We start from the raw sequence: 16,355 nt of genomic DNA, 5'->3' as shown, positions 1-16,355 counted from the left end.
CGCAGGAATATTATTGAACGCACCTTCTGCCGCCTGAAGGATTGGAGGCGCATCGCAACACGATACGACAAGCTTATGATCAACTTCGAGGCAACTTGCTACATCGCTGCTCTCGTCATTTGGTGGGCATGATTGAGTCTGGAGCCTAGAGCATGTCGCGCAAAAGTGGGCAGCGGTTTTGGGATAACGACATGCGGAAAACAAAGACCTAAAGCGCGAGGAGCGAATCTGCGCTGTTCGGTAGCAACTGCCAGCTGACGTTTACTCGATCGAAGGGTATTCCGGATCCGATCACGGAGTGCTAGAAGTTGTGCGAGCGTCGGGGGGCACGACATGTCCAATTTACTGCTGAGAGAACTTTCTTTAGTAGGACACCGCTGCCCTATCATCACGGCGGACCATCGGGATTATGAGCGCTATCGCAAAGTATGGAACGGTGTCGCCGATCGACGGCCTGCTGCGATCGTCCGCCCGCAAAGTGTAGATGATGTCCGCAAGGTCGTGCATGCAGCGGCGGCATCTCACGCCCTGCTTGCGGTGCGCGGCGGCGGCCACAGCCTTCCGGGATTCTCGACCTGCGATGGGGGACTTGTTCTCGATCTATCGGACCTAACTGCCATTGCCATCGATCGAGATACGCACACGATCGAGGTCGGCGGCGGGGCACTACTTGGCGATCTCGATCGCGCGACAGTTCCCGAGGGTTTCGTGGTACCGGCAGGCGTGATTTCGCATACGGGTGTGGCAGGTCTGACCCTGGGTGGCGGCATGGGATGGGCCAGCAGGAGATAYGGCCTTACCATCGACAGCTTGCTGGGCGCGGAGATCGTGACCGCGGCTGGCGACATCGTTTGGGCAAGCGCAACGTCTGAACCTGAACTCTTCTGGGGCATCCGCGGCGGCGGCGGCAACTTCGGCGTAGTCACCCGATTTAAGTTCGGGATGCATCCGCTTGGTTCCATCGTAGTCGGCCAATGGAGCTATCCTGCGGCCAACATGAGGCAAGCCCTGCAGACGCTGCGCGACCGCGCGCATGGCCAACCGCGCGACTTTACGCTCAACTTCACCGCGACAGCCACGGGTCTCAGCGTGACAGCGGTTTGGTCAGGCGATGCTGCCCTCACTCACTCGGTTCTGTCGCCGTTCGGGGCGCTTGCCGATGGCGGCATAGGAAGCGTCGACAAGCTGCCCTATCTCAGCCTGCAGAGCCGGAACGACGAGCACTTCGCATGGTCACGACGATATTATTGCAAGGGAGGATTCTGGTCGGAAATCACCGATGAAGTCATAGACGCGATCATGCTGGCAATCGCCGATGCGCCAACGCCAGATTCCGAAATTAACCTGTTGCAGCTTGGCGGAGCGGTCTCCGATGTACCGGACGAGGCAACTGCGTATACGGGAAGAGGTGCAAGCTACTACTGGATTGCAGAGCCGGTCTGGGACGTCGCTGCCGATGACGACCGATGCATTGCTTGGGGACGGATCACGGGCAAATCGCTTTCGAAGCTCTCGATGGCCGGGAACTACGTCAACGAGCAGGCTGATGCCGGGACGGTCGTAGCTTTAGATGCGTATGGCCCGAAGAAGTACCAGCGGCTTGCGAGCCTGAAGACACGGTTCGATCCGCACAATATGTTCCGTCTCAATCAGAACATCGCGCCGCTGGCTTGAGTCCTATCCGGAAGGGTGCGAGGCCGGCCCAGGCTGCCCGGAACCCGACGTCAGGTTTTTCAACAGAACAAAGTTGGTGGCAGTTGCTGCCGAATAGCGCGAATCTGAAAGATCGCGCCGCGCTTTAGGATCCTCCCTCCGGCATCAGCGGGAAGCCGATCGAAACGATGAGGCCGGGATGATTGTCCGCCATGGTGATCTCAGCCGAGTGCAGGTCTGCAATCGCCTTGACGAGGCTGAGCCCGAGGCCGCTTCCCGGCGTCGCGCGGCTCTTGTCGAGCCGGTAGAGGCGCCGGAAAACCTTGTCCCTCTCGTCGGCGGGAATGCCGGGGCCGCTATCGGCGACCGAGACGATGGCGCGGCCGTCCTGGCGGCGGAGCGAAACCGTGATGCCGGTTCCGGCCGGGCAGTGGTTGATCGCGTTCTCCACCAGGTTGGCGATCATCTGCGTCAGCAGATCGCGGTCGCCCCGGATGAGCGCCGGACAGCGTTCCGCGATCGTCAACGCCATCTGCGCGTCTTCGGCGACATCGACATAGACCTCGGAAATCACCGCAAGCACGGCGTCGATATCGGTCGCCTGGAAACGCTCCTTGCGGGCGCCGGCCTCGATCTGGGAAATGCGCAGCAGCGCCTCGAAGGTGGCGTTGATCCGGTCACTCTCGTGTCTCGCTTCGTCAAGCAGCGCCGACACATCCGCCTGCTGGTCGTTTCCGGCCACCGCCGCATCCAGCGTCAGGCGCAGCCTGTTCAGAGGCGTCTTCAGATCGTGGGCGATATCGGCGCTCACCTGCCGCATGCTCTCGACCAATCTCTGCAGCCGCTCCAGCGCCGCGTTGATCTGGATCGCCACCGTATCGAGGTCGTCGCCGTTGCCGGTGATGGCTATGCGGGCGTCGAGCGCGCCGAGGGAGACATCGTTCATGGTGTGGGCGACCCTGTCCAGCCGCGCCTGGGCGCGGACGGCGAGAAAGACGCCGCCGCCGATCGCGGTCGCGACGACGATCGCGGCGGCCCATTCGAAGCTCACCAGCACGATCCGCAGCATCTCGTCGACATCGTTGAAATTTTCCGCCACCACCAGGCTGTAGGGGCCGATGGTCGAGACCTGCATCCGGTAGCGTTCATGCCCCTTCAACCCGACATCCCTAGAGGTGACGGTATAGACGCCGTTCGGGATACGGGGTGCGGCGAAATTGCCGGCAAGTTTGCGCCCGCCTGCATCCGTCAGCGAATAAAGCCCGTCGGAGGTCGATTGGAAGCTCGCATAATTGTTCAGCGTGTTGATCAGATCCTGGGTGTCATTGGGCTCGTAGGTCGAGACGATCAACGAATTCATCTCGCCCAGCGACTGTTCGAGATCGCGCACGAGGCCGAGGCGCAGCATGTGATAGATGATCGCGCCGCTGAAGATGAAGGCGACGACGAAGAGCACGCCGAAGGTGACGGCAAGCCGGAACGGCGTGCTCCTGCGCAGGCTAGAGCATGATGCCGAAAAGTGTGCGCGGTTTTCGGACGACATCATGCTCTCACTCTTTCCGGGCATGATGCCGAAAAGTGTGCGCGGTTTTCGGACGACATCATGCTCTTACTCTTTAAATTGCGAACAGGATTTGAGATTTTCCTGTTCTAGCGAGGCGCATGCAGGCTGTATCCGGTGTTGCGGACCGTGTGCAGAAGCTGGATCTGGAACGGCTTGTCGACCTTGGCCCTGAGACGGCTGATATGGGTCTCGACGACGCTGGTCTTCGGATCGAAGTGGAAATCCCAGACCCGCTCCAGCAGCATCGTCTTGGTGATGACCCGGCCTTCGCCGCGCATCAGCACCTCGAGCAGGGTGAATTCGCGCGGCTGCAGCTCGATCACCTGGCGGGCGCGGCGAGCCTCCCGCCGGATCAGATCGAGCTCGAGATCGGCAACCTTCAACACCGTTCGCTGCTCCTGCACCGGCGGCCGCCGGCCAAGCGCATTGACGCGCGCCATCAGCTCGGAGAAGGCAAAGGGTTTGACGAGATAATCGTCGCCGCCCGCTTCCAGCCCCTCGACCCGATCGTCGACGCCGCCGATCGATGTCAGGAACAGCGCCGATGTGCCGACCTTGGCAGCCCTCAGTGAACGCACGATCGCCAGGCCATCGAGACCCGGCAGCATGCGATCGACGACGATGACGTCATAGGCTTCGCGCTGCGCCTGAAACAGCCCATCGCGGCCGTCGCCGAACACGTCACAGACATGCCCGGCCTCGGAGAAGCCCTTGGCGATATAATCGGATGTTTTCCGGTCGTCTTCGATAAGCAGGATTCGCATCAGCCCGATCGTTCCCGGCATGCCTGGATGGCGAGATTTAGCCGAGGGGACGGCGTGGCCACAACTTACGGATTGGTAAGGTGATGGGTGGGGGAGCGRCTTTCCGCCGCAACCGGGCGCCAGGAGTTTCCCGCCGTTCCTTGGAAAGAAGTGATACGTTAGAGTCTGACTAGAAATGCGTGCGGTATTTCACGTTCGTATCGATCTCCTTGTGAGGCGGCGGATATGAGCGACGAATATCCAGGCCACGGCGCTTTCGATGGTGGCTGTCGAGGAGAGACATCTTGATTTGCCCTGCTTGCACGATTGCTACGCCCCACTCCAGCATCCGGGACCCAAACGCATGACCAAAGCGCGCGCCGTGCCCATGCCTGGCAACAGCGTGCTTGCGCCGCTTTACGCCGGCGCGGACCTTTTAGACGCGTTTGCAATTCGACTGCCGGCGGGGGCAAGCGATGATCTGGAGGTGTTGGCACGCGCCGGCTTCGAGCGACCGGCGGGGTGGATTCGTGCGCTCACTCGTATCCGCGATGTGGTGATGGCGACAGTCGGCATCAAATCGTCGCGCGCCATCGGTCTTGCCGCAGCGGGGCGTGGGCCGGTCATCGGCTACTTCCCGCTGCTGTCAAAGAGCGCGACGGAGTTGGTCGTGGGTGAGGATGACGCGCATCTCGACTTCCGCGTCACGATCCAACTTCGCACCGATGCAGCAAATGGGCGCGAGTTGGTCGTGGGTACGGTGGTGCATTGCCATAATCGACTGGGGCGTATCTATCTTGCGATGATAGCACCGTTTCATCGCGCGATTGCGCGGGCGAATTTGGAACAGGCAGCAAGAGCAATGAAGATTTAAGCATGCTTTGGCGGCCGCGACTGGCTGCAGTCGGCCACTAGCCAACAGAATGCTTCAATCTAACCCGGAAAGGCTCTACCCGTGAGGCCATCCCGCCCCGGCTGTCTCGACCTCGACGGACAAGAGCTGGCCAGTTCCGCCCATCTGGTCCATCTTGTCCATCCCGAACCATCTGGCGGCAGTTATGTATAGGGTGGTTCGATCAGGTCCACCCAGCATGCAGGCGAATGCGCCGCGATCGAGCTTCACTTCATCGAGGAGTTCGCCGCCTTCACGAACCCTGCGGCAGTAGGCATTGGGTACGTCGGCGTACCAGATCGCGCCTTCAGCGTCGAAGCATATGCCATCGGGCGGCCCGGGAAGATCGGCCCAAACTCTGCGACGGGAAAGTTGTCCGTCGGCGGCGACATCAAACGATGTCAGCCGTCTCGCCCAGCTTTCGGCGCAAACCAGTGTGCGCCCGTCCGGAGAGAGAGCCATTCCGTTCGGAAACTGAAAGCCTTCCGCTTGTGTTTCGACCGTCCCGTCTGGATGTATCAGCAGGATCGCGGGGCCGTTGACGTAGATCCGGCCGTGCGGATCGATCACGATCTCGTTCCAGCCATTCGCTCCCAACTCGGCGAACTCTTCCAGTCCGGACCCGTTGAACCGCAGCAAATGCGATGCCCTGGACGCGACGACGTACATGTCGCCCTGTGGTCCGAAGTCGAATGACAGGGGCGGGGCTTTCGCGGTTGTCGCCACTCTGACAGTTCCGTGCTCGCTCAAGGCGAGGATTTCGCCGCTTGTCCAATCTGCGAACCACAGCTCGCCGTCATGCCATCGTGGGCATTCGACCAGCCCCCGGTCTTCCAAACGAACCTTTGCCCTGTGCATTTCCGCCTCCTGTCGTTCTGCGCCTTGGCCCGTCGAATGGAGCCACCTTGTAAAGACGAACAAGCAAAGCCAATTCCGACACGTGTCTCGCGAAAAGGGCAATCACGGACGTATCTCCCGTACTCTCTGCTGTGTAGCGGGAGCTGTCACACCAGATCTGGCGGACGCCTTGCAGGACACGAATGTTCGTATTCCTCAAGGCATTTCCTCGCCCTTATGCCATGATCCCAACTGCAACGCGCCGCTTAAAAAGGCGGAGCTTTGCAGCAAAGTTGAATGTTGCGCAGCAGGTTCGTAACGGTGCATGATTCTTGCGGCGGTATCACGCTAAGGAAATTCTGGCCTAAATACGGAGCTAAAGAGATGAAGATTCAGGGCCAGAGTGAGCTGTCTGGTATCGGTGAAATCCGAGCCCAGCTCGGCGGCTGGCCCATATCGACGGCAGGCATGTCGTCTACCTCTCGCGGCCTGCACTTTGATGTGAGAGACGGGAGCCACGGCGTCGAACTGGTTGTGCCTGGGTGTGATCATCATGCAGTGTTGGTGGCGCTGGGATCATCAAGGCAATTCCGCTTTCAAACGCACATAGCGTCCCGCGAGGTATCTTGCAGAGCAGGGGATCTGATTGTCGTCCCGGCCGGTAGCCCAGCACGGCTTGGAGGCGCTATCCCGCCGATGCTTCGGATCGGTATCGACCCGGAGCAACTCAGTGATGGCTCCCGGTTGCGTGAGCCCCTCCGCGGCAGGGATGATCAGACGGGTTCCATCCTTCACGCCAACGATTTGTTTGCACTGTACATCGGCGGCGCGATCCTCGAGGAGATGCGCAAGCCGGATTTTGAATGGCGGATGCCTCTGTTGCGTCACCTTGCGGAAGCGCTAACCGTGCATTTCGTGACAATGTATGGTGTTTACACCGTCTCCGATCACACCGGCGAAATCAGCGACAGAGAAGCCATCCGACGGGTAATCGAGCATCTTGGGCGGACAACACACGACTTTCCTGACCTCGCCTCGCTCGCCAAGCGGACCGGTCTCAGCCGCTTTCACTTCATCCGGGTTTTCAAAGCTGAGATTGGCATGACTCCTGCGCGATACGTGGAGCAATGCAGAATTGAGCAAGCGAAGTCATTGATCGAGACAGCCGAAATATCGTTGGCCGATATTGCCGATAAGCTTGGGTTTGTCGATCAAAGCCACCTGACCCGACGTTTCAAAAAGGTCGTAGGGAGCACCCCTGCTGCATACGCACGCGCACAGGGCCGCCGGCATTTGTCAGAGACATAACAATAATGTACAAATAAAGCAATAAATTACCATACATGCGAGAAAGCTTCGATACACATCGAGCGAAAAAACAGATTTTTCGTCCTATTGTCTTAACTTAAGCAATAACATCCCATATAAAGCAATAAAATGCCATGACCTCATCTCCGAAGTGGTTCATATGTATTGCCAACGGACGACATCAAGGCAGGAGATATAAACGTGAATATTAAAAACGTTATTCTTGTGCACGGATATTTCCTCGACGGTAATTCTTGGAATAAAGTTATACCATTACTATCCGAGCAGAGCATTGATGCGATCGCCGTTCAGATTTCATTGAGTTCTCTCTCTGATGACGTGGCAATTGTTCATCGCGCCATTGAAATGCAGGACGGTCCGGTCATCCTCGTCGGACAGTCTTATGGTGGCGCGGTCATTACCGAGGCGGGCAACCACACCCGAGTTGCGGGCCTCGTCTACATCGCCGGCGCTGCGCCAGACAGTGGCCAGTCCGTCGACGACTGGTGGAGCGGTTATGCGACTGCGGCTGTTGTGAACGAACTGAGGCCCTGGGGCGACGCGCATGTTACGCTCACCCGCGACGGGGTGCGCAAATACCTGGGCCAGGATCTTCCGACCGCAGAAGCCGATATTGTCTACGCCACTCAGGGACCGCTTGGAACACGCAGTACATTAGAGAAGATCTCAAAAAGCGCGTGGCACACCAAGCCCTCTTGGTACATGGTCACAACGCTCGACCACACCGTTCCGCCCGCGGTACAGCAGGACTCCGCCGAACGTATGGGTGCCGAGATCATGGTTGTTCAGGCAAGCCACTTGCCTATGCTTTCACAGCCGAAAGTCGTTGCCGAGTTCATCGCCAACGCCGCCGCGTCTTTTGACTGATAATTCGGTCCCAAGCCGAAGCATCATTCGAAACAACATATTCCGGAACGACCTCGCCACAACGGCGAAACGACGACCCATTCTTTAGCGGACTGTGTCTGTTCGACCAAGTTCGACCTGGCGCACATCGCCTGGTCACAAAAGCTTCGAAAGAAGCCGTTGGCTCGCTTGCCCCCCGACGGAATTATTTACCCAACCCAAGAAGGAACTGGATCATGTCTACATCACCGAAACCCACCATCGTTTTTTGCCACGGCATTTGGGCCGACGGCTCATGCTTCAGCAAAGTCATCCCTGCACTGCAGGCGGACGGGCACGAAGTCATCGCCGTCCAGTACGGCCTGGACTCCTACGAGGAGGACGTGGCTACGGTTAAGCGGACGCTCAATCGTGTCGGCAGCCCCGTCATCCTCGTTGGGCATTCCTACGGCGGCGCAACGATCACGGCCGCGGGCATCGACGAGCGCGTCATTGGTCTGGTTTACATCGCCGCGGTCGCCCCGGATGTCGGCGAGACCGTGCAGGATCAGCTCAACAAGTATCCTTCAGACATCTTCAACCATGTCGAGGCGGCGGACGGTCGGGCCTGGATGCTGCCGAGCGGAACCAAGTTCTTCGCTGGAGACCTCTCGGAGGAAGAGCAGAAGCTTGTATGGGCCACGCACTATGCGCCGGTTGCCGATCTGTTCGACCAGCAAAAGCTCGGTGCCGACGCGATCGCGTGGAAGTCCAAGCCAAGCTGGTACGTCTTGGCGACGCAGGACCACACGGTGCACCCCGATCTTCAGCGCTGGGTTTCCAAGCGTATGAACGCGACGGTGACGGAGGTGGAAAGCAGCCACGTGCCGATGCTCTCTCAACCCGACGTGGTCATCGATGTCATCCGCAAGGCAGCGGCGGCCGTCCAGCGTCGCTGATATATCGTGGAAATTGCATCTGAAGAGACCGTCATGAGGCGGTCTCTTCGTTATTGGCAGATGCACCGATCAGCGCGTCCTGCCGGCACGTCGTGCGGGTGACGGATGCGGCCCCGGCGATGTCAGTGACTTCACGGAATACGGGCGATGACCTTGATCTCGAAGTCGAAGCCGGCGAGCCAGTTGACGCCGATGGCCGTCCAATTCGGGTAGGGTGGCTTGCTGAAAATCTCCTGCTTGACCGCCATGATCGTTCCGAACTGGTTTTCGGGGTCGGTGTGGAAGCTGGTGACATCGACTATATCATCCAGCGTGCACCCGGCGGCACTCAGCGTGGCCTTCAGGTTTTCAAAGGCGAGCCGGACCTGGCTTTCGAAATCGGGTTCGGGTGTTCCATCCGGACGGCTGCCGACCTGTCCGGACACAAACAGCAGATCGCCGGATCGGATCGCGGCGGAATAGCCATGCTTCTCGTAAAGAGCGTGCCGGTTGGCGGGAAAGATTGCTTCGCGTTGGGTCATTCTGATCTCTCTTCATTGTTGACAACGACCGATGAGCGCGGCGTGACGCTTCACATCTCGCGCCAAATTTGGTATACGGTTCGTATGTGAAATATGCGGGCGTACGCATCGTATGTCAAGTCCATATACGCTTCGTATATGAAATTGAGAGATGGAATGGTCAAGAAGCGCAGCGAAACGATGCAGGAAAACCGCGTCAAATTGATCGCGGCGGCACGAAAGGCTTTTGCGGAAAAGGGGTACTCCGCAGCGTCGATGGATGAACTGACGGCCGACGTCGGTCTGACACGGGGCGCGCTTTACCACAACTTCCAGGACAAGCGCGGGCTGCTGGCGGCGGTGGTCGATCAGATCGACACTGAGATGGCGGTGCGCGCTCAGGAGATCGGCGCGCGTGCGGGAAGCGATTGGCAGGGCCTGCTTGCCGAGGGGGCGGCCTATATCGAGATGGCGCTCAATCCGGAAGTCCAGCGCATCGTCCTGCTCGACGGACCGGCGGTGCTGGGGGATCCCTCGCAGTGGCCGAGCCAGAACAATTGTCTGCAGGTGACCAAGAGCACGGTGGAGCGCCTGATCGCCCAAGGCATCCTCAAGCCGCTTGACCCGGAGGCGGCGGCCCGGTTGCTGAGCGGCGCGGCTCTCAATGCGGCTCTCTGGATCGCCGCCAGCGAAGATCCGCAGAGCGTGCTGCCAAAGGCGGTCGAGGCTTTCCATGCCTTGGCGGCAGGTCTGCTGGTGGAGCGTTTGTGATCGACCAAGGGCCAAAGTCGAGCGAAGGGACGTTCACCGCAGTAACGGCGAAAGTGGCTCCTTCTCCTTCACGCGCTGTTCGAAGCGAGAGAAGGGAAGCGGCACGGGCTCGATCGGTGGTCGTCAGTTTACCTTCGCCATTGGATGATGAGGGGGGGATGATGATGGGGGGATGATGATGGGGCGATGGGTCTGCTTTCGACCCAGAGCAGTCGGTCGGACCAATCCACTGCAACGACCGGCAAGCCTCAGAACTTTGCTTCCGTCAAGATCGCCTTCGTTGCAGTCTGAGTGGAGCATAACAATACTGGCTTTGCGCTTGCACTCAGTTTCCCTCTTTCAGCGGTCTCGCCATTGGCGGCCCTGGTTCGCGTCAGAGCCGCCAATAGCTCAACTCAGTTCAACTGTACGGTCAGCTTGTCGATGGTTCCGGTGAATTCGAACGGAACCCGATAGTCCTTGTCCTCGACGCCGGTGCGCGTATCCAAGCCGACATCGAATGTCTCGTCCCACGGCATCAAGGCAGGGACTGTATGCGGGATTTTCTGGCTGGCAACCTCCTCGCCGTCCACCGTCAGAACGCCGCTTCCACCCTTGGCCATGCCTGGTCCGTCCGACTTAAAGTCGAACACGATGGTGTGCTTGCCCGGCGCCAGCACGTCGGAGCCCTCCCACCGGAACCGCTCCATATCCATGAAATTGTAGAGAAACACCGGCTTGCCTTTGAGCAAATAGAGGCCGTAGCCGGCAAATTTGCCACCCGTGGTGACGATCATGCCCTCGGTGCCATCTGCCGGAACTTCGATCTCCGCGGTGATGGTGTAGGACTTGTTCACGATGTTCGGGGCGTTACTGCCAGGCAGACCGGAGATGACGCCCGAATAGCTGAACACGTTCCGCCCGGCGGTCGCACTTGGCCGGGGTGTCACAAGGCGCTCCAGGATAGAGTTGTCGAGCGGGAACACGCCGTATTTCGCGGCTTCCAGCAGGAATAGCTCCTGCATTTCGTTCAGCTTGTCGGGATTGACCGCCGCGAGGTCGTTAGCCTGGGAGAAGTCCTCGGCGAGATTATAGAGCTCCCATTTATAGCCGTTGACGACTTCCGGCATCGCGGACTGCCCCATCAGCCAGGGCGCGGCTGGTGGGGTTGTGCATGCATACCAGCCCCCGTGGTAGATGCCTCGGTTGCCGAACATTTCGAAGTACTGCGTMTGTCGAGCGGAAGGAGCTTCGGCGTTAGCCTTGTCCCAGGTATAGGCCATGCTCACCCCTTCGATCGGCTTCTGGGCAACACCATTGACCATCATCGGCGCCGGAATGCCCGCGGCTTCGAGGATCGTCGGCACGATGTCGATGACATGGTGGAACTGGTTGCGGACGCCGCCGGCATCCTTGATGCGGGCCGGCCACGACATCGCCATGCCCTGCCGCGTGCCGCCGAAATGCGAGGCGACCTGCTTGGTCCATTTGAACGGCGTGTCGAAAGCCCATGACCAGGCCACCGACATATGCGGGTAGGTCTGGTCGGAACCCCACGCGTCATAGAACTTCATCTGCTCGGCAACCGGAATTGTTAGGCCCTCGATGGTGATCAGTTCACTCGGCGTGCCGAGCGTGCTCCCTTCCGCGCTCGTGCCATTGTCGCCCTCGATGTAGATGATGAGGGTGTTGTCGAGTTTGCCGACGTCCTCCACCGCCTGGATCACCCGACCGATCTCGTTGTCGGAGTAGGCCACGTAGGCGGCGAATACCTCGGCTTGCCGGGCGAAGAGCTTCTTGCTCTCGGGGTCGAGCGTTTCCCATTTCGGCAGGTCGTCCGGCCAGGCGGTCAGCAGCGTATTCTGCGGGATGACGCCGAGACGCTTCTGGTTGGCGAATATCTCGTCACGCATGGCGTTCCAGCCGTTGTCAAACTTGCCCTTGAACTTCTCAATCCATTCGGGCGTCGGATGATGCGGTGCATGCGTGGCGCCGGGAACATAGTAGACAAAAAACGGCTTGTCGGGCGCTGACGCGTTCAACTGCTTGATGTGGTTGATCGCGTTGTCGGCCTCATCGGTGATCAGGTTGTAGCTGGGCTTGTCAACCCAGGGGAAAATCTGCGTGTGGTCCTGGAAGAGATAGGGCTGCCACTGGTTGGTGTCGCCACCCATGAAGCCATAAAAATAGTCGAAACCCATGCCGGACGGCCATTGGTCGAAAGGCCCGGAGCTGCTGTACTGGAAAGACGGCGTGTTGTGGTTCTTGCCGAACCACGACGTGGCGTAGCCGTTCTGCTTCAGAATGTTGCCGATCGTAGCGTTCTCGACGCCGAGGACCGAATCATAGCCCGGATAGCCCGTGGCTTGCTCGGAAATAACACCGAAGCCGCTCGAATGATGATTGCGTCCGGTAATCAGCGCTGCCCGTGTCGGCGAGCAGAGCGCCGTGGAGTTGAACTGCGTGTAGCGCAGTCCCGACTGCGCGATCCGGTCGAGCGCCGGTGTCGGTATGACGCCGCCGAAAGTGCCTGAGACTCCATACCCGGCATCGTCGGTCATGATCAGGAGGATGTTCGGCGCGCCCTTGGGCGGCACGATTTGCGGCGGCCAATAGGGCTTCGAGTCCTTGGCGCTGAGATTGATCTCACCGCCGAATGCCTCCGGCGGATTGGGAAGGTACCTCCCGTCGATGGTCGTCGTGGCGCTGGGCGAGCCCGGGGTGCCGGTGACGGTCTGCGCGTGGATTGGCGCAATGTAGAATCCGGTTGAGATCAGAAATGACGTTAGCAACAACGTGCGAGATTTCATCACAAGCCTCCTGCGCTTCCCATTGATGTGGTTGGATCTTTAGGCGTGTTGTCCCCTGCAGATGTCTTGGTTATTTCCGCGCTGCGCCGTGACAAAACGGGCGGCTCCGTCCCCGCGCGGTTGGTCCCTCAGTACAAGACAGCTCGCCGATAGGTGCAGCGCGCGACGCCGGCATAGGAAACCGCGGCGAGAACCGGCGCACCCAATAGAAGTCTCCGCCTGGAAGTCGTGGTCGGTGCTGCTTGTTGAAAATCCAAGTCAAAGGTCTTGCTCCAAGGTGACGCTACGGCATCGCGCTCTCGCAAGGAAGGTAGTTTACTGTATCCTACGGGCAGAATTTGAACGTCGGATGGCCGATTTGATCCCAGATGCTGAGGCACGGAAAAGATAGAGAAGATTGCACCACTGAAGGAAACCGGTTTGTCTCGAACGCGCGGCTTCGCAGCGTAGGGCGCAGGCATGGCAATCGAGGACGCCGCGATGCGGAGCCGCTGCCTTCAAGAAACCGGCAGAGTTTTGCGGCGAGGATCCTCGAACGCTTTCCGGAAAGACCGGAGTGTCGCAAAAGTCGGGAGTTGCGCGACAACGGAAAAGCCATCGCGAAATAGACTTGCGAATCGCATAAGTGTGTGCTTATGTGTACGCATGATCGAGAATGACCTTTTCCGAGCCTTGGCTGACCCGACCCGCCGCGCGATCTTCGAGAAGCTGGCGGCGGGCGGCATGAACGCCAGTGCCCTGCGTGAGGGCATGGAGATCAGCCAGCCGGCAATGTCGCAACACCTCTCGGTTTTGCGGAGCGCAAAGCTCGTGAGGGAAGAACGGCAGGGGCGTTTCGTGAATTACGAAGTCGATCCGGAGGGGCTGGCTCTCATCGCACAATGGTTGGCGAAATATCGCGCCTACTGGCCTGCCCGCATCGAAGCTCTCAAGGTCTTGCTGAAGGATATGGACCAATGAACGATGGAAAGGCCAAGGAGCAGAAAGACGGGTTCGAACTGGAATTCGATCTGGATGAACCGCCGCAAAAGGTCTGGCGTGCAATCAGCATTCCGGAATTTCGGGAAAACTGGTTGCCGAAAGACGCTTTGGCCGATCCCACCCCGGCCACTATCACACCTGGCGAGGAAGTCCGTTATAGCCTGCGCGACGACGCTCCACCTTTCCTTGAAAGCACGGCGACGTTCACGATCGTCCCGAACGCGACCGGCGGCACCCGCCTGCGCATTGTCCACGAGCTGACCGACGCGAGGCTTGACCGGATGGCGAAAACGGCCGCGAACGGCAACAGTCCGCCCGTCATGCTCGCCGCCTGACGCGGCAAGCTCTCCCTTTAATTTCTGGAAGATTGGAGTTCGCCGATGCGCGAAGCGATGCAACTCGTCCCTATGGTCGTAGAACAATCCAGCAGAGGGGAGCGGTCTTTTGACATTTACTCCCGCCTTCTGCGCGAACGCATCATCTTCCTCAACGGCGAGGTCAACGATACCGTTTCCGCTCTGGTCTGCGCGCAGTTACTGTTCCTTGAGGCCGAGAATCCAAAGAAGCCGATCAATCTTTACATCAATTCTCCGGGCGGCGTCGTGACCAGCGGCTTCGCCATGTACGACACCATGCGCTTTATCCGCGCACCGGTTCATACGCTTTGCATGGGGACAGCCCGTTCTATGGGATCGTTCCTGCTGATGGCAGGCGAGGCCGGCGGAAGAGCTGCTTTGCCCAATGCCAGTATCCTCATTCACCAGCCATCCGGTGGCTTCCAGGGGCAGGCTTCCGACATGCTGATTCATGCCGAAGAAATTTCGAAGACCAAGCAGCGCATGACGCGGCTCTACGCGGAGCATTGCGGACGCTCCTATGAAGACTTTGAGCGCGGGATGGATCGCGACCGCTTCATGACGGCGGAAGAAGCATTGGAATGGGGTCTTATCGACCGTATTCTAACGGTTCGGGAAGGCGAAATTCCCGATTAAAGCGACACTTGCTTTCCTGATTTTTGCAACGTCGTAGAATGGTGAAGGCGAGACACTGTCACGGACGCAAAGAGTCCAGACAGGGCGGAACCGTTGCTGCATCTATCGGTTAATCCGCCGAGGTCGCGGCGTGCCAATCGGACGTGACGGAGATGGTGAACGCACCGGTTTTTCCGATTTCTCGGTGCGGGCGGAAACGCCAGGAGAGCACCTTACCCGTTCGCCGCGATCTCATCCCGCAGAACAGGATTGGCGATGATCGAACCGCCAACCAGGGCCACACATCGATCACTGTCTCCTGAGCGTGTGTTCCGCCGCCTGCCATAGAAGGCGGCGGAACACACGAGCGAACATGCTCCGTGTGGATCGATCAGAGGAGGAAAAGGTCATGAGCAAACATAATTGGAAGGTCGGGCTTCGCGCCAAGCTGGAGGATCTCGTCGACGACTGCGTTGTGGCCGGGGCCAGGCAGCAGGACGTTTTCGATACGATCATCAAGGAGATCGGCAATCTGCGCGCAGCCCTTGAGCGCGATCCTGACCCTGCAGAGGATGATGTTGCCGTCATAGAGGAGCCTGCAAACGATTGGCCCGCGGCCGACAAGTGACCCGAAGCCGATCGGGGAGGGGCACGCGAGCGCTTTGGGGCGGGGGTTATGGAACCAACTGCCGCGGCGAAGATTATAGTCTTGTCGCTTGGCAATCGGTTTAGCCTGGATCTGCGAGACGTGATTGCCCGCGCCGGCCGCTCATCATTCACAAGGGGGAATTGCTATGGAAAGTGCAGGTATCGGCTGGATCGCCGCAATCGTCATCGGCGGCATTGCCGGCTGGCTCGCCGAAATGCTGATGAAGAGCAACATGGGCGTGCTGATGAATATCATTCTCGGCATAGTCGGCGCCATCGTCGCCAACTTTATCCTGTCGCTCTTCGGCGTCGTCCTTGGCGGATGGCTGGGTTATCTGATCGCGGGCTTCATCGGAGCCTGCATCCTCATCGCTGTGGCGAGAATGGTCAGACGTACGGCCTGATCAAACAGGAGCCGGCTTCGCAAACCGGCCGCTCTGACGTGGGTCTTCATGCCGGGGCCGACGTTCTCCCAGCCGACGATCATCGCAGCAAGCGAGATGGCTTTGTCGCGGTCTGCAGCCTTGTTTATAAAGCCTTCGAGCAGGACGACAGGGCCGAGCATCCTGATCTCGATGGCACTGTTGTCGATATCCGGATCGGCGGAAAGGGCTGCTTCGATTGTGGCGATGGTGGACGCCGAACTGTGGCCTTGCGAGCAGCGCTCTTCGTGATTGTAGTTAACGGGGCCGAACCTCATATTCTCCACCTGCCCCGCCAGTTTTCAATAAAACAATAATCCATGAACTAACTTTTCCCATGTATCTGCTGAAAACTATCAAATTATCGTGCGGCTTCGCTATTACGGCAAAGCGATTGGCAGATAATTACAAAAGATGACTTGTAGTTCATATGTGTTGGATAGAAACTGTGCTTGGCAGAGATGGGAGAAG

General features: G+C 59.0%; 17 protein-coding genes and 1 pseudogene. 12 read left to right on the top strand and 6 right to left on the bottom strand.

Annotation, left to right across the window (positions count from 1 at the left end; all coding sequences use genetic code 11):
- On the top strand, positions 1 to 132 hold a 132-nt coding region (locus tag AC1ECN_RS18255), incomplete at its 5' end, for a transposase (RefSeq protein ID WP_477953723.1).
- A 201-nt stretch (positions 133 to 333) separates the two neighbouring features.
- Positions 334 to 1,674: an FAD-binding oxidoreductase gene (locus tag AC1ECN_RS18250; RefSeq protein WP_130672147.1), complete on the top strand. Its 1,341-nt coding sequence runs from the start codon at positions 334 to 336 to the stop codon at positions 1,672 to 1,674.
- Positions 1,675 to 1,798: 124 nt separating this feature from the next.
- On the opposite strand, the gene AC1ECN_RS18245 is transcribed toward AC1ECN_RS18250, so the two are convergent.
- Positions 1,799 to 3,199 (bottom strand): HAMP domain-containing sensor histidine kinase, encoded by a 1,401-nt coding sequence (locus tag AC1ECN_RS18245; protein ID WP_130666781.1) that lies wholly within the window; start codon positions 3,197 to 3,199, stop codon positions 1,799 to 1,801.
- Between the two features lie 104 nt (positions 3,200 to 3,303).
- A complete protein-coding gene (locus AC1ECN_RS18240; protein WP_130672148.1) occupies positions 3,304 to 3,981 on the bottom strand; it encodes a winged helix-turn-helix domain-containing protein in 678 nt (225 codons plus the stop codon).
- Positions 3,982 to 4,324: 343 nt separating this feature from the next.
- Here AC1ECN_RS18240 and AC1ECN_RS18235 point away from each other — a divergent pair, with 343 nt between their 5' ends.
- Positions 4,325 to 4,834 carry a DUF2867 domain-containing protein gene (locus tag AC1ECN_RS18235; protein ID WP_130666783.1) on the top strand — a complete coding sequence of 170 codons (510 nt, stop codon included), beginning with the start codon at positions 4,325 to 4,327 and terminating at the stop codon, positions 4,832 to 4,834.
- 75 nt (positions 4,835 to 4,909) lie between these two features.
- On the opposite strand, the gene AC1ECN_RS18230 is transcribed toward AC1ECN_RS18235, so the two are convergent.
- Positions 4,910 to 5,710 carry an SMP-30/gluconolactonase/LRE family protein gene (locus AC1ECN_RS18230; RefSeq protein ID WP_130666784.1) on the bottom strand — a complete coding sequence of 267 codons (801 nt, stop codon included), beginning with the start codon at positions 5,708 to 5,710 and terminating at the stop codon, positions 4,910 to 4,912.
- A gap of 363 nt (positions 5,711 to 6,073) precedes the next feature.
- On the opposite strand from AC1ECN_RS18230, the gene AC1ECN_RS18225 reads away from it, so the two are divergent.
- The 3 genes from AC1ECN_RS18225 (at position 6,074) to AC1ECN_RS18215 (ending at position 8,802) form a co-directional block, all read left to right on the top strand.
- Positions 6,074 to 6,997, top strand: coding sequence for a helix-turn-helix transcriptional regulator (locus AC1ECN_RS18225; protein ID WP_197727387.1), 924 nt, complete (start codon positions 6,074 to 6,076; stop codon positions 6,995 to 6,997).
- 201 nt (positions 6,998 to 7,198) lie between these two features.
- Positions 7,199 to 7,885 (top strand): alpha/beta fold hydrolase, encoded by a 687-nt coding sequence (locus AC1ECN_RS18220; RefSeq protein WP_130672149.1) that lies wholly within the window; start codon positions 7,199 to 7,201, stop codon positions 7,883 to 7,885.
- Between the two features lie 215 nt (positions 7,886 to 8,100).
- Positions 8,101 to 8,802 carry an alpha/beta fold hydrolase gene (locus tag AC1ECN_RS18215; protein ID WP_130672150.1) on the top strand — a complete coding sequence of 234 codons (702 nt, stop codon included), beginning with the start codon at positions 8,101 to 8,103 and terminating at the stop codon, positions 8,800 to 8,802.
- Between the two features lie 131 nt (positions 8,803 to 8,933).
- On the opposite strand, the gene AC1ECN_RS18210 is transcribed toward AC1ECN_RS18215, so the two are convergent.
- Positions 8,934 to 9,323 (bottom strand): RidA family protein, encoded by a 390-nt coding sequence (locus AC1ECN_RS18210; RefSeq protein ID WP_130672151.1) that lies wholly within the window; start codon positions 9,321 to 9,323, stop codon positions 8,934 to 8,936.
- A gap of 138 nt (positions 9,324 to 9,461) precedes the next feature.
- On the opposite strand from AC1ECN_RS18210, the gene AC1ECN_RS18205 reads away from it, so the two are divergent.
- Positions 9,462 to 10,073, top strand: coding sequence for a TetR/AcrR family transcriptional regulator (locus AC1ECN_RS18205; protein WP_130672152.1), 612 nt, complete (start codon positions 9,462 to 9,464; stop codon positions 10,071 to 10,073).
- 395 nt (positions 10,074 to 10,468) lie between these two features.
- On the opposite strand, the gene AC1ECN_RS18200 is transcribed toward AC1ECN_RS18205, so the two are convergent.
- The gene (locus tag AC1ECN_RS18200) at positions 10,469 to 12,862 is read right to left on the bottom strand and encodes an arylsulfatase (RefSeq protein WP_477953718.1); all 2,394 of its coding nucleotides are present in this window, start codon (positions 12,860 to 12,862) and stop codon (positions 10,469 to 10,471) included.
- A gap of 645 nt (positions 12,863 to 13,507) precedes the next feature.
- On the opposite strand from AC1ECN_RS18200, the gene AC1ECN_RS18195 reads away from it, so the two are divergent.
- From AC1ECN_RS18195 to AC1ECN_RS18175, 5 genes are all read left to right on the top strand, one after another.
- Positions 13,508 to 13,822, top strand: a complete 315-nt coding sequence (locus AC1ECN_RS18195) for an ArsR/SmtB family transcription factor (protein WP_026170626.1) — start codon at positions 13,508 to 13,510, stop codon at positions 13,820 to 13,822.
- Positions 13,819 to 14,178 (top strand): SRPBCC family protein, encoded by a 360-nt coding sequence (locus AC1ECN_RS18190; protein ID WP_130672154.1) that lies wholly within the window; start codon positions 13,819 to 13,821, stop codon positions 14,176 to 14,178. The genes AC1ECN_RS18195 and AC1ECN_RS18190 overlap by 4 nt, the downstream gene beginning before the upstream one ends.
- Positions 14,179 to 14,223: 45 nt before the next feature.
- Positions 14,224 to 14,835 carry an ATP-dependent Clp protease proteolytic subunit gene (locus tag AC1ECN_RS18185; protein WP_018485617.1) on the top strand — a complete coding sequence of 204 codons (612 nt, stop codon included), beginning with the start codon at positions 14,224 to 14,226 and terminating at the stop codon, positions 14,833 to 14,835.
- Between the two features lie 388 nt (positions 14,836 to 15,223).
- Positions 15,224 to 15,442, top strand: a complete 219-nt coding sequence (locus tag AC1ECN_RS18180; RefSeq protein ID WP_018068450.1) for a hypothetical protein — start codon at positions 15,224 to 15,226, stop codon at positions 15,440 to 15,442.
- 166 nt (positions 15,443 to 15,608) lie between these two features.
- Entirely contained in the window at positions 15,609 to 15,866 is a 258-nt protein-coding gene (locus tag AC1ECN_RS18175) for a GlsB/YeaQ/YmgE family stress response membrane protein (protein ID WP_130672155.1), read from the top strand.
- Positions 15,867 to 15,925: 59 nt separating this feature from the next.
- On the opposite strand, the pseudogene AC1ECN_RS18170 reads toward AC1ECN_RS18175, so the two are convergent.
- Positions 15,926 to 16,162: pseudogene (locus AC1ECN_RS18170) on the bottom strand (BON domain-containing protein); the annotation flags it as partial.
- Positions 16,163 to 16,355 lie beyond the last annotated feature (193 nt).

It is taken from the genome of Rhizobium sp. 01N447_2, assembly GCF_056399245.1.
This window is presented reverse-complemented; position numbering and strand designations above follow the sequence as displayed.

Excerpts from the sequence above, each read along its gene's own strand:
- AC1ECN_RS18180 (WP_018068450.1), top strand. The coding sequence starts at position 15,224 with ATGAGCAAACATAATTGGAAGGTCGGGCTTCGCGCCAAGCTGGAGGAT.
- AC1ECN_RS18240 (WP_130672148.1), bottom strand. The coding sequence starts at position 3,981 with ATGCGAATCCTGCTTATCGAAGACGACCGGAAAACATCCGATTATATC.
- AC1ECN_RS18175 (WP_130672155.1), top strand. The coding sequence starts at position 15,609 with ATGGAAAGTGCAGGTATCGGCTGGATCGCCGCAATCGTCATCGGCGGC.
- AC1ECN_RS18215 (WP_130672150.1), top strand. The coding sequence starts at position 8,101 with ATGTCTACATCACCGAAACCCACCATCGTTTTTTGCCACGGCATTTGG.
- AC1ECN_RS18205 (WP_130672152.1), top strand. The coding sequence starts at position 9,462 with ATGAAATTGAGAGATGGAATGGTCAAGAAGCGCAGCGAAACGATGCAG.
- AC1ECN_RS18245 (WP_130666781.1), bottom strand. The coding sequence starts at position 3,199 with ATGATGTCGTCCGAAAACCGCGCACACTTTTCGGCATCATGCTCTAGC.
- AC1ECN_RS18185 (WP_018485617.1), top strand. The coding sequence starts at position 14,224 with ATGCGCGAAGCGATGCAACTCGTCCCTATGGTCGTAGAACAATCCAGC.
- AC1ECN_RS18225 (WP_197727387.1), top strand. The coding sequence starts at position 6,074 with ATGAAGATTCAGGGCCAGAGTGAGCTGTCTGGTATCGGTGAAATCCGA.
- AC1ECN_RS18210 (WP_130672151.1), bottom strand. The coding sequence starts at position 9,323 with ATGACCCAACGCGAAGCAATCTTTCCCGCCAACCGGCACGCTCTTTAC.
- AC1ECN_RS18195 (WP_026170626.1), top strand. The coding sequence starts at position 13,508 with ATGATCGAGAATGACCTTTTCCGAGCCTTGGCTGACCCGACCCGCCGC.
- AC1ECN_RS18235 (WP_130666783.1), top strand. The coding sequence starts at position 4,325 with ATGACCAAAGCGCGCGCCGTGCCCATGCCTGGCAACAGCGTGCTTGCG.
- AC1ECN_RS18230 (WP_130666784.1), bottom strand. The coding sequence starts at position 5,710 with ATGCACAGGGCAAAGGTTCGTTTGGAAGACCGGGGGCTGGTCGAATGC.
- AC1ECN_RS18190 (WP_130672154.1), top strand. The coding sequence starts at position 13,819 with ATGAACGATGGAAAGGCCAAGGAGCAGAAAGACGGGTTCGAACTGGAA.